We start from the raw sequence: 12105 nt of genomic DNA, 5'->3' as shown, positions 1-12105 counted from the left end.
GCCCGGCGCCGGGTCGCTCAGACGTTGATCTTGACCACCACGCTGCGGACCGCCTTGTCGTGCAGGCACTGCCGGTTGGGCTTGTCCCAGCAGCACCAGAGCGAGTCCAGCATGCCGACCATGCAGAGCGACCCCGCGAGGTTCATCCCCAGGCTCACCCCGAACCGACCCCAGGAACGGCCCATCCCCAGCTTGCCGCCGTCCTCCAGTTGGGCCACCCGCAGGTTGCACACCCGCTTCCCCGGGGTCCAGCCCAACAACGCCGTGGTCAGCGGCTCGTAGAGCAGGAACACCAGCACGGCCCAGGAGCCGGCGATCCACGCGGACGCGGTCTCCACCTCGTTGCTGTTGGTCGATTCGGCCCAGATCGCCACCGGGATGGCCACGATCATGATCGACAACATCAGGAAGAACGCGTCGAGGACGCGGGCGAGCAGCCGCATGCCCTGGTTGCCCAGCAGCGCCGGGTCGATGGCGCCCGGCGGCAGGGGCTCGAGGGGCGGGTAGCCCGCGTAGCCGTACGCCCCGGGATAGCCGTACGCCCCGGGATACGAGTACGGCTGCGGCGCCCCGTGAGGCTGCTGCCCGGGGAACCGCTGGGGGTACGGCTGCCCCGGGTACGGCTGCCCGGGATACGCCTGACCCGGGTACGGCGGCTGACCCAACTGGGGTGGTCCGAACTGCGGCTGCCCCTGGGGCTGGGTGAACTGCGGCTGGGTGAACTGGGGCTGGGTGAACTGGGGCTGGTCGGGAGGGACCTGGCCGCCGGGCGCCGCGGGGGCGGCCGGCTGGTCGCCCGCCGCCGCCGCGGCGGCCGCGGGCGCGTCGGGCGTCCGCTGGTCGGGGACCCTTGGGGGGAGCGGTTGCCCGGGGGCCCGCTGGTCGGCCAGGGGCCCGCGCTTCTCGAGGTCCGGAGGCGACGGCGTGGCCGGCGGCACGGAGGGCTGTTCCTGACTTTCGTCGCTCATCGCGCCACCCCCCGGTTCGTCGAGGGCGCGTCAGCGGACCCTCGAGGAAAACGTCATCTCGGCCGCGCCCACGGAGAGCTCGTCCCCACGGGTGAGCACCACCATATCGGCAGGTGAGCAGTGCCCGGCCCATCCGCACGGAGACCAGGTCGGCCACCCTCGACCCCACCTCGAACCGACCCTCCCCCGTGCAGAGAAAGCTCTGCAAAGCTTAGCGTGCAAAATTTACGTTGCAAATGAACCTTTGCAACTCTAGGGTCCCGGCATGAGTGACGAACGTCGAGTAGTCCGTCTCGATCCCCGGAACCTCCGCGGGCTCGCACACCCGCTGCGCATCCGCCTGCTGGGCGCGCTGCGCGAGAACGGCCCGGCCACCGCCTCCAAGCTCGCCCAGCAGCTCGGTGAGAGCAGCGGTGCCACCAGCTACCACCTGCGACAGCTCGCCGCGCACGGGTTCGTCGAGGAGGACAGGGAGCGCGGCAGGGGGCGCGAGCGGTGGTGGCGGTCCGCGCACGAGGGCACCCAGCTCGACGCCGTGGCGGAACTGGTCAGGAACCCGGAGACCCGAGGCGCGGTGGACCTGCTGCTGCACGAGCTGGCCACCATCCACGCCCAGCGGTTGGCCACCGCGATCGGCGAGATGCACCGGCTGTCCCCGGAGTGGCTCGCCGCCTCCAACATCAGCGACTTCAGGCTGCGCCTCACCGCCGAGGAGGCGGGGCGGATGGCGCGGGAGATGTCGGAGCTGGTCGAACGCTGGCGCCGGCAGCCGGGGGAAGCGGTGCCCGAGGACGCCGAGCCGGTGGTGGTGCAGGTGCACTCCTTCCCGGTGTCGGAGCCCGACTCGTGAGCGGCGCCCGTCCCGGGGCGATACCCGCCCGCCCCCGGCCGCTGCTGGTGCTGCTCTCGGCCAACGCGGTGTCGATCACCGGCAACGCGCTCACCGTGATCGCTGTGCCGTGGTTCGTGCTGGAGACCACGGGCAGCGCCGGACGGGCCGGTCTCGTCGCGTTCTGCTCGACCCTGCCGGTGGTGGTGGCCGCCCTGCTGGGCGGGCCCGCGGTGGACCGCCTCGGGCTGTGGCGCACCAGTGTGGTCTCCGACCTGGTCTGCGCCGTGGCGGTGGCCGCGGTTCCGGCGCTGTACCTGACCGTGGGCCTGGCGTTCTGGCAGTTGCTGGTGCTGGTCGCGGTGACCGGGCTGTTCCACGCCCCCGGCGAGACGGCACGCGGGGTGTTGCTCGCGGAGCTCGCGGAACGCGGCGGGACCTCGCTCGAACGGGCGACCAGCGCCTACGACGGGGCCTCACGGGGGGCCAGGATGCTGGGCGCGCCACTGGCCGGGGTGCTGATCGCCGTGTTCGGCGCGGAAGTGGTCCTGCTGGTGGACGCGGCGACGTTCGCCGTGTCGGCGGTGCTGATCGCTGGCTGGCTGCCGAGGGCACGGCAGCAGCGGCCCGCTGGGGCGGCGGGCCTGAGCGGCTACGCGGCGGAGTTGCGCGAGGGTTTCCAGTTCGTCAGACGTTCCTCGCTGCTGCTGGTCATCGTGGTGATGGTGATGGTGACCAACGCGTTGGACCAGGCCTGGGGCGCGGTGCTGCTGCCCCTGCACGCCCGGGAGCACCTGGGCGGTTCGGTGCAGCTCGGCGTCGCGAGCGGGGTGTTCGGGGGGTGCGCGCTGGTCGGGACGGTGCTGTTCGCGGCGTTCGGGCGGCGGGTGTCCCGCCGGTGGTTGCTCTTCTGGGCGTTCCTGATCGCCGGCCCGCCGCGGTACTTCGTGGCCGCGCTGTGGCCCGAGCTGCCGCCGCTCCTGGTGACGATGGCCGTGGGCGGCCTGGTCTGCGGGGCGATCAACCCGATCCTGGGGGCGTTGCAGTACGAACTGGTGCCGGCCCGGCTGCGCAGCAGGGTGCTCGGCGCGGTCACCTCGGGGGTGCTGGTCGCGGTGCCGATCGGCGGCCTCGCCGCGGGTGCCCTGGTGGACCGTTGGGGACTCGGCGTCACACTGCTGGTGTGCGGTGGCCTGTACCTGGTGACGACGCTCAGCCCGCTGGCCGTTCCGGCGTGGCGGGAGGCGGACCGGTCGGAGCCCGGGGCACCCGGCGGCCTGCCAGGGGCTGCTGTCGCACAGGAGCCGCCCACGGCGCCGCGGGACGCACGCTCAGCAGGAGGGGACCTTGCCCCCGGAGGAGAGCGCCTTCAGGGCGGAGACCGCGTCGTCGAGGTCCCGGACCGGCACTAGCCGCAGCCCGTCCGGCAGGTTCTCACTCGCCTGCGAGCACTCCGACCTGGGCAGGAGGAACACGGTCGCCCCGTCGCGCCGGGCCGCCACCACCTTCAGCGGCACCCCGCCGACCGGACCCACCTCGCCGGACGCGGTGATGGTTCCGGTGCCGGCGATGGTCCTGCCCCCGGTCAGGTCCCCGCCGCGGCCGTCGCCCTGGATCTTGTCGATGATGCCCAGGCTGAACATCAGTCCGGCACTTGGTCCGCCCACGTCCGCGAGTTCCAGCGTGACCTTCACCCGGCGCGGGGACAGGCCCATGTGGTCGAGGGCGGCGAGGGTGGCCTCGTGCTGCGAGGTGCGCATCTGCTCCCGGTTGTGCTTGGTGATCTCCTTCTCGGTGTCGCCCTCCGGGTAGACGGTGCTGCGCGGCATCGCGGCCTCCTGGTCGTCGAGCCAGGCGCTGAGCACGTTGGAGAGCTTCACCGAGGCGTCCGGGGCGGTCGCCATGATCGTCGTCAGCAGCAGCTTGCCCCTGGTCTGCCGGGTCGAGGTGCCGTCGATGGTGATCACGGGCCGCCCGTTCTGGGAACCCAGGGTGTCAGCGGTCGCTCCCGGCATCACTATCGAGAACGGCAGCGGCGCGAGGAGCGCGACCGCGAGCAGCGCAGTGACCAGGGCGGAGCAGATCACCAGGATCCGGGGGCGCGAAGACACAGTAGGCATTAAATCCGGCGCCCCCGGCCACCGCCAACGCGGGACCGCTGCGGGACCGCCCCGGGCCCGCGGGGCGACGGCTGCCCGCCCCTCAGCGCAGGGCGTCGGCGACCTCCAACGCCGCCTCCACCACCCGCGGCCCCACCCGCTCCGGGACGGTTTCGGCGAGCATCACCACCCCCACGCTGCCCTCCACGCCCCCGACGCCGAGCAGTGGCGCCGCCGCACCGCAGGCACCGGCCTCCAGCTCGCCCCGGGTGAGCACGTAACCCGGACTCGAGGCACGGTCGGCCAACCCGCCCATCGTCTGCTCGTCACCCGAGTACAGCGCCCTCCCGGCGAGGATCGCCCGGCCCGCCGCGCCCCGGTCCAACGGGTGCCGGAAACCGGTGCGGTACGCCACGTGGTAGTCGGTCCAGCTCGGCTCCACCACCGCCACCGCCAACGCCTCGTGGCCGTCCACCAGGGTGAGGTGGGCGGTGGCACCGATGTCCTCGGCCAGGCTGCGCAGCGCCGGCAGCGCCGCCTCGCGCAGCAGCGGGTGCACGCGGTGGGCCAGGCGCAGCACCCCGAGCCCCACCCGGGCCCGTCCGCCCATGTCCCGGCGGACGAGGGAGTGCTGTTCCAGGGTGGCCAACAGCCGGTACACCACGGTGCGGTTCACCCCGAGCCTGTTGGCCAGCTCGGTGACGGTGAGGCCGTGGTCGGTGTCGGCCAGGAGCTTGAGGACACGGAGTCCGCGGTCGAGGGTCTGGGAGGTCTCCGCGGTCACGACGGCGCCCCCTGTTCTGTGAGTGGCGGCCCCCGATGGCGGACCGCCCACCCGTGGCGGTTCCTCGCGGAAGGGCTGTCGGGTGGGGTTGGTCCGCGGCACGGCTGCCGGTGGCGTGGCCTGTCTCCGTGGCCGCGCTGCCACGGGTGGGTGAACGGCACCGTAATGACGTGCACCGTTGAGCGGAAGACCTCGTCCAGAATCCGGATGCTCGCGCCAACGGATCATTCTGGTTGGTCCTGGTTTGACCTTGACTGGTGTCCCGGTGGGACCGCCCGGCTCGGGCCCGTCACCCCGGGCGGGTGGCCCACTCCTGGAGCTTGCTGATGCGCTCCTGGAGCTGACCGGCGGTGGCCTGGGCCGAGGGGGGGCCGCCGCAGACCCGGCGCAGTTCGTTGTGGATCACGCCGTGTGGCTTGCCGGTGCGGTGGTGCCACGCGGCCACCAGGGTGTTGAGCTCCTTGCGCAGCGCGAGCATCTGTTGGTGGGTCACCACGGGACGACGTTCCGCGGGCAGCTCCAGCAGGTCGGCCTCCTGGTCCGGCCTGGCCCGGCTGTGCGCGATCTGCCTGGCCTGCCGCTTGCGCAACAGGAGCTGCACCTGGTCGGGTTCGAGCAACCCGGGGATGCCCAGGTAGTCCTGCTCCTCCGGGCTGCCCGGGTGCGCCTGCATGCCGAACTCGGCGCCGTCGTACAGCACCCGGTCGAAGACCGCCTCTGACTCCAGGGCCTGGAACGGCAGGAGGTCCTGCTCCCCCTCGTCCTTGGTCCGGTTGGCGTCCTTCAGCAGCTCCTCCTCCTCCGCGAACGGATCGTCGTCGCCCTTCTTGGGGCGGTCGAGCACGTGGTCACGTTCCATCTCCAGCTCGTTGGCGAAGGCCAGCAGCGTGGGGATGGAGGGCAGGAACACCGAGGCGGTCTCCCCCCGGCGACGGGAGCGGACGAACCGACCCACCGCCTGGGCGAAGAACAGCGGGGTGGAGATGGACGTGGCGTAGACGCCGACGGCCAACCGCGGCACGTCCACGCCCTCGGAGACCATCCGCACCGCGACCATCCAGCGGTCCTCGGACCCGGAGAACTCCTCGATCTTCTTCGACGCGCCGGTGTCGTCCGACAGCACCACCGTCGCCGGGGACCCGGTGATCTGCCGGAGCATCGCGGCGTAGGCGCGGGCGGCGACGTGGTCGGTGGCGATGACCAGTCCGCCCGCGTCCGGGATGCCCTTGCGCACCTCGGTGAGCCGGGTGTCGGCGGCCCGCAGCACGTTGGGCATCCAGTCACCGTGCGGGTCGAGCGCGGTGCGCCAGGCCTGGGCCACCGCGTCCTTGGTCATCGGCTCGCCGAGGCGCGCCTCGATCTCGTCCCCCGCCTTGGTCCGCCACCGCATGTTGCCGCTGTAGGAGAGGAAGATCACCGGCCGGACGACGTGGTCCGCCAACGCGCTGCCGTAGCCGTAGGTGTAGTCGGCGACGCTGCGTCGCACCCCGTCGCTGCCCTCTGCGTAGGCGACGAACGGGATGGGGTTGGTGTCCGAGCGGAACGGGGTCCCGGTGAGCGCCAACCGCCGGGTGGCCGGCTCGAACGCCTCGAAGCACGCCTCGCCCCAGGACTTGGAGTCCCCGGCGTGGTGCAGCTCGTCCAGGATGACCAGCGTCTTGCGCTGCTCACAGCGGTTGCGGTGGAGCATCGGCCGGACGCCCACCCCGGCGTAGGTGACGGCCACCCCGTGGTACTCGCGGCCGACCGGCCCCGCCGAGTAGTCCGGGTCGAGCTTGATCCCGATCCTGGCCGCCGCCTGGGCCCACTGCTTCTTCAGGTGCTCGGTGGGCGCCACCACGGTGATCTGCTGGACCGTGTGCTCGTGCAGCAGCCTGGCGGCGAGGGTGAGCGCGAAGGTGGTCTTGCCCGCGCCCGGGGTGGCGACCGCGAGGAAGTCCCGCGGCTGGCGGCGGGTGTACTCGTCGATCGCGCCCTGCTGCCAGGCGCGCAACCTCCCGGCGGTGCCCCAGGGGGCCCGTCCGGGGAAGGCGGGGGACAGGTGGTGGGAGTGAGAGGCGGTGGTACTCACGGTCTCCGGGGTGCGGACGGGGACAACGGCCGTCGCAGCCTACCGGGGCGCGGCACCCACGCGCCGGGCACCCGCCCGTCGGGGAGTGCGACGCGGGTCACTGCGCGTCGCGCAGGTCCCGCAGCGCGTCGGCGATGGGTTTGACGTCGTCCACCCGTCCCGTGGCCACCCCGATCACCAGACGCTCGGCCGCGTCGATGTCCGGTCGGAGCTGCACGCCGTTGATGGCCGGCAACGTCATGCAGGACAGCCAGGCGGTGCTGCGCTTGTTGCCGTCGAAGAACGGGGGCGACCGCCAGGGACTGGAGCGGGGCGACAGCCTTCTCGAAGAGGCCGGGACACGCCTCCTGGCCGAACACCGCCGCGGAGGGACGGTGGACCGCCGAGTCCAGCAGGCCCGGGTCCCGAACCAGGATCTCCATGTCGTCGCAGGCGGCCCCCGCGATGACGAGCACGTCCTCCGCCGACAGGTAGACACAGGTCACTTGAGCCGCTCCATGAGCTCACGCCACTTCGCGGCCTGCTCCCTCGCGGTCTGCTGGATCGCGACCTGGTGAGCGGTCCGGGCCAGGTAGTCGTCCACCGCCTGGAGCACGATGGCGTGCATGCTGCGCCCCTCCTCCTCGGCACGCCGTTTGAGGGCTTCCTGCTGGTCGTCACGGAGACGGAGGTTCATTGCCATACCAGAATGGCACCAGAATGATGGGGTCATTCTGGTACCACTTTCCGGGCAGCCGTCACTCCCGGGGACGCAGCCGCGTCGCCAGGAACGCCCCCACCAGGCCCACGCCCGCCATCGCCACCATCACCCCGGCGAAGGCCCCCGGGTGGGAGGCGCTCCCCGCGGCTGCCTCGGCGGTCTCGTGCACCGCCACCGAGTCGCCGCCGAGCAGCCCGAACAGCACCCCGCTGACGCCCACCAGCACGATGCAGCCCAGCGCGTCGGAGACCTGCAACGACGCGGAGTTCTGCCCGGCGTCCCGCGGCGGGGAGAGCCGCAGCAGCAGCACGCTGAGGCTGGAGATGGTCAGTCCCATCCCGAGGCCGCCGATCGCCCAGCCCACCGCGACGCTGTACACCGGGACCGACTCGACCAGGGCGAGACCGGCGACTCCGATGGCCGCGGCCATCAGCAGCATCCCCACGCCGACCAGTGCGTGGCGGTGCGGCTCCAGCCGGGGGCGGCTCTGCAGGTAGGAACCGAACGCCCAGGTCAGCCCGCCGCTGGTGAGCGAGAGCCCGGCCAGGGTCACCGACAGGTCCCGGTGGGTGACCAGCATCAGCGGGACGAAGCTCTCCGCGCCGAGGAAGGACCCGGCCGCGACGCCGCGCAGCAGGACCACCGCCGGCAGTCCGCGGGCGGCCCGGAAGGTGCCCACGGGGAGCAGCCGAAGGACCGACGGGACGAGCAGGCCCAGCCCGACCGCCGCGGGGAGCAGCGCCCACCAGGTCAGGTCCTGCCCGGCGTACTGGAGCAGTCCGGCGCCCACGGACACCGCGAGCGCCAGCCAGATCCGGCGCGGTTCCGCGGGTCGGCCGTCCTCCCGGGCTGGTTCTAGCCGGCGCAGCGCCGGGAGCATCACCAGCAGCGGCGCCACCACCAGCACCGGTATGCCCAGGAACACCCAGCGCCAGCCGAGCTGCTCGGTGACGGTGCCGGAGACCGCGGGGCCCACGATGGCGGGCACCACCCAGGCCGAGGAGAGGGAGGCCATGGCCGCCGGCCGCAGCCGCTCGGGATAGCCACGGCTGATGGCCACGTACAGGGCGACGATGACCAGCCCACCGCCCATCCCCTGGACGGCGCGGCCGGCGACGAACATCCACATCTGTTGGGCCAGGCCGGAGATGAGCAGGCCGGAGGCGAACGCGGCTATCCCGGTGAACAGGGGGGCGAGCGGCCCCCGCCGGTCACACCACTGCCCGGACACCACCATGGCCAGCAGGCTGGTGGTGAAGTACCCGGAGAACGCGTAGGCGTAGAGCGAGAGGCCGTCCAGGTGCTCGGCCGCCGCCGGCATCGCCGTGTTCACCGCGGTGGCCTCGAAGGCGATCATGCTGACCACGGAGATGATGCCCAGGGTCAGCGCACGGTGGGCGCGGCCGAACACCCCGCCGGACGGCGCGGGGCGGTCGGTCTTCGGTAGCGGTGTGGCGGTCTCGGGGAGTTCTGGGGTGCCCGGGAGCCCGCCCGCGGTCAGCAGGGGGTCCCGGTCGTCCTGGGTGGCAGTCACCCCATCAGGGTAAGGAGCGTTACCCAGGTTGACCTCAGTCGAGGGCCCCTGACCGGCCAGGTCGTTGGTCCTACGCCGTCGGCTCCGCGGCCGGAACCCGCCGCAGGTCAGCCCTGGGCCACGATCGCGTTCTGCGGACGGATGGGCAGCCGGTTGATCGGCCGACCGGTCGCCGCCCGCACCGCCGAGGCCACGGCCGCCGGGGCGACCACCACCGGGACGGCCCCGGCCGCCTTGGCGCCGAACGTGGCCACCACGTCCCGGTCCTCGATGAGCTTGGCGATCCGCACCTCGGGGGTGTCCAGCGCGGTCGGCAGCGGATAGCCGGTGAAGCCCGGTCGCTGCACCACCCCCCGGGCGGTCCGCAGGTCCTCCATCAGCGCCATGCCGACGCCCTGGGCGACCCCGGCCTCGATCCTGGCGGCGAGCTGGTTCGGGTTCAGCACCCGGCCGACGTCCTGGGCGACGGTGACCTCCACCACCCGGACCGTGCCGAGTTCCACGTCCACGTCCACCACCGCGCGCATCGCGGCGAACGCCAGTCCGACGAACGCGTCACCCTGTCCGAACTCGTCCAGGGGCTCGGTGGGGTGTGGCCGGCACTGGGCCGTGGCCCACAGCTCCTTGCCGCCGAGCGCCTCGGCGACGGTGGTGCTCAGCACCCCGTCATAGGAAGTGATCTTGCCGTCGGCGATGGTGAGCAGCTCCACCGACATGCCGAACTTCGCGGCCAGCGGCTGCAGGAGCTGGGTGCGGACCATCCGGGCCGCCCGCTCCACGGCCCCGCCGGAGACCCAGGTGTGCCTCCCCCGCGCCGAGGCGCCGGCCGGCGGCAGGTCGGTGTCCACCGGGGCGACGTGCACCTCCGCGACGCCCAGCACCTCCTGGACGATCTGCCGGGCCAGCGTCGCGAAACCCTGCCCGGTGTCCACCGCGGCGCAGATCACCGTCGCCGAGTCCTCGCTGATCCGCACGGTGGCGGTGGACACCTCGTCGGCGCCCTCGATGCCCAGCATGTGCACCATGCCCAGCGCGTAGCCGACGCCGCGCCGGACCGCGGCCGGGTCACCCGCTCCGTCCGGGCCGCCCGGCAGCAGCCAGTCCTGTTCGTCGTCGCCCACCGGCAGCGGGGGCAGCGGCTCCTCGCGCACCGCCCGGAGCAGCTCCCCGACCGGCGCGGGACAGGTCACCGTCTGGCTGGTGGGCATCAGGTCGCCGGTGGCCATCACGTTGCGCATCCGCAGATCGAGCGGGTCCATGCCCAGCTTCGCCGCGAGCTTGTCCATCTGGCCCTCGTAGGCGGCGCACACCTGCATGGCGCCCTCCCCCCGGACATGGCCGGACGGGGGGTTGTTGGTACGGACCGCCCAGCCCTCGACGAAGGCGTGCGGCACCACGTAGGGCCCCGCCGCGAACGCCACCGCGGCGGCCAGCGCGTCGGAGGAGGTGTCCGCGTAGGCGCCCGCGTCCAACAGGATCTGTGCCTCCACCTTGACCAGCCGGCCCTCGGTGTCGGCGTGGTGCCGGTACCGCAGCAGCGTCGGGTGCCGGTGGGCGTGGCCGAGGAACGCCTCCTCACGGGTCGCCACCAGCTTGACCGGCCGCCCGGTGCGCAGCGCCAGCAGCCCCAGGGAGATCTGCATCCCCGCGTCCTCGCGGTCACCCATCGCCCCGGGCACCCCGGTGACCACGACCTTCACCCGTTCCTTGGCCAGCCCGAAGCACGCCGCGACCAGGTCCCGGTCGGCGTGCGGGTCGGTGCTCGCCACGTACAGCTCCACCCCGCCGTCCGGGCGGGGCACGGCGAGCCCGGCCTCGGCCCCGATCGGTGCGGGGTCCTGACGGCCCACCCGGTACAGGCCCTCGACGACGACGTCCCCGACCACGTCGGGGTCGCCGAAGTGCAGCGGGATGTGCCGGACGAGGTTGCCGTCGGGGTGCAGCGGGGGGGCGGAGAACGCCTGCTCGGGGTCGGTGACCGGCTCCAGCACCTCGTACTCGACCACGATCGCGGCGGCGGCGAGGCGGGCGGTGTCCGGATGGTCGGCGGCCACCGCGGCGATCGGCTCACCGTGGTGGCGCACCAGCTCGGAGGCGAAGACCGGACGGTCGTGCACCCGCCGGCCGTGCAACGCCTCGCCGGGGACGTCCTCGGCCGTCACCACACAGGCCACGCCGGGCAGCGCCAGCGCGGGGGCGGTGTCGATCCGGGTGATCCTGGCGTGCGGGTGCGGCGAACGCAGCAGGGCCGCCCAGAGCAGCCCCTCGGCCCACAGGTCCGCGGCGTACGGATAGGTGCCCTGGGCCTTGGCGAGCGCGTCCGCGGGCGCCACGGACGCGCCGAGACCGCGCGGGTCCTGGTCGTCGGCCGACTGGGGCGGGCGGGTGGAACCGCCGGCCGGGGCGGTGGGGGTGGCGGTTGCCGCGTCGGGTCCTGTCACTGGGTGTCCCCTCCTGCGGTCCAGTCACCCCGCTGGTCACCGGTGTCGTTCCCGGCGGGGGCGACTCGGTCGGCGGGCTCGTCCGGCGGGCCCGCCTGGTGCGGTACGGAACCGGCGAGGCCCGTCCCGGGGTGTCGTGGTCCCTCCTGCGCGGCCTCGGCCGCCGCCTGACGGGACGACACGACCTCGCCGACGGCCGCGAGCACACCGCGGTACCCGGTGCACCGGCACAGGTTCCCGCTCAGCGCCCGACGGGTCTGCAACTCCGTCGGGTGGTGGTTGCCGGCGAGCAGGTCGTGGATGGCCATGGCCAACCCGGGGATGCAGTAGCCGCACTGGACCGCGCCGCACTCGGCGAGCGCCCGCTGGACGTCGGACGGCTCGCCGTCCACCGGCAGACCCTCCACGGTGCGCACCTCGGAGCCGGCGGCCGTCGCCGCGGGCACCAGGCAGGAGGCGACCAGCCGGCCGTCCACCTGCACCGAGCAGGCACCACACTCGCCCTGCTCACAGCCGTCCTTGGCCCCGGCCAGGCCCAGCCGCTCCCGCAGCACGTACAGCAGGCTCTCGCCCAGCCAGGCGTCGGTGACCGGCCGGTCGGTTCCGTTGACCCGCAGCACGTAGGAGGCCAGCGGGTGTTCCAGCCGCGGCGGTTCGGCGCCGACGGGCGCGGGGGGGG

Annotated in this window: 10 protein-coding genes and 1 pseudogene; 2 read left to right on the top strand and 9 right to left on the bottom strand. The window is 73.2% G+C overall.

Annotated elements, in window-relative coordinates; translation table 11 throughout:
* Positions 1-17 precede the first annotated feature (17 nt).
* Complete coding sequence (locus A3IG_RS31900; RefSeq protein ID WP_104530743.1) at positions 18-968, bottom strand: RDD family protein; 951 nt, start codon at positions 966-968, stop codon at positions 18-20.
* Between the two features lie 265 nt (positions 969-1233).
* Between A3IG_RS31900 and A3IG_RS0112605 the strand changes: the two genes are divergently transcribed.
* Together A3IG_RS0112605 and A3IG_RS0112600 are read left to right on the top strand one after the other, a co-directional pair.
* Positions 1234-1818: a winged helix-turn-helix domain-containing protein gene (locus A3IG_RS0112605; protein ID WP_018383923.1), complete on the top strand. Its 585-nt coding sequence runs from the start codon at positions 1234-1236 to the stop codon at positions 1816-1818.
* Positions 1815-3209 carry an MFS transporter gene (locus tag A3IG_RS0112600; protein ID WP_018383922.1) on the top strand — a complete coding sequence of 465 codons (1395 nt, stop codon included), beginning with the start codon at positions 1815-1817 and terminating at the stop codon, positions 3207-3209. The genes A3IG_RS0112605 and A3IG_RS0112600 overlap by 4 nt, the downstream gene beginning before the upstream one ends.
* Here A3IG_RS0112600 and A3IG_RS0112595 read toward each other — a convergent pair.
* From A3IG_RS0112595 to A3IG_RS29565, 8 genes and pseudogenes are all read right to left on the bottom strand, one after another.
* The gene (locus A3IG_RS0112595) at positions 3129-3917 is read right to left on the bottom strand and encodes a S16 family serine protease (RefSeq protein WP_026220205.1); all 789 of its coding nucleotides are present in this window, start codon (positions 3915-3917) and stop codon (positions 3129-3131) included. The two genes, A3IG_RS0112600 and A3IG_RS0112595, sit on opposite strands and share 81 nt — an antisense overlap.
* A gap of 82 nt (positions 3918-3999) precedes the next feature.
* On the bottom strand, positions 4000-4680 hold the full coding sequence (locus A3IG_RS0112590) for an IclR family transcriptional regulator (RefSeq protein ID WP_018383920.1): 681 nt from the start codon (positions 4678-4680) through the stop codon (positions 4000-4002).
* 289 nt (positions 4681-4969) lie between these two features.
* A complete protein-coding gene (locus A3IG_RS0112585) occupies positions 4970-6751 on the bottom strand; it encodes a DEAD/DEAH box helicase (protein WP_018383919.1) in 1782 nt (593 codons plus the stop codon).
* Between the two features lie 97 nt (positions 6752-6848).
* A pseudogene (locus tag A3IG_RS29570) lies at positions 6849-7236 on the bottom strand (type II toxin-antitoxin system death-on-curing family toxin).
* Positions 7233-7433: an Arc family DNA-binding protein gene (locus A3IG_RS0112575; RefSeq protein WP_026220204.1), complete on the bottom strand. Its 201-nt coding sequence runs from the start codon at positions 7431-7433 to the stop codon at positions 7233-7235. The pseudogene A3IG_RS29570 and the gene A3IG_RS0112575 overlap by 4 nt, the downstream one beginning before the upstream one ends.
* A gap of 55 nt (positions 7434-7488) precedes the next feature.
* Complete coding sequence (locus A3IG_RS0112570) at positions 7489-8985, bottom strand: MFS transporter (RefSeq protein ID WP_018383916.1); 1497 nt, start codon at positions 8983-8985, stop codon at positions 7489-7491.
* Positions 8986-9092: 107 nt separating this feature from the next.
* Positions 9093-11426: a xanthine dehydrogenase family protein molybdopterin-binding subunit gene (locus tag A3IG_RS0112565; RefSeq protein WP_018383915.1), complete on the bottom strand. Its 2334-nt coding sequence runs from the start codon at positions 11424-11426 to the stop codon at positions 9093-9095.
* The coding region (locus A3IG_RS29565) for a (2Fe-2S)-binding protein (RefSeq protein WP_018383914.1) at positions 11423-12105 on the bottom strand (683 nt) is incomplete at its 5' end. The genes A3IG_RS29565 and A3IG_RS0112565, both read right to left, overlap by 4 nt.

It is taken from the genome of Wenjunlia vitaminophila DSM 41686, from assembly GCF_000380165.1.
Lineage (GTDB): Bacteria > Actinomycetota > Actinomycetes > Streptomycetales > Streptomycetaceae > Wenjunlia > Wenjunlia vitaminophila.
Note: the sequence above shows the minus strand (reverse complement) of the source record. Positions and strands in the feature narration are given on the sequence as shown.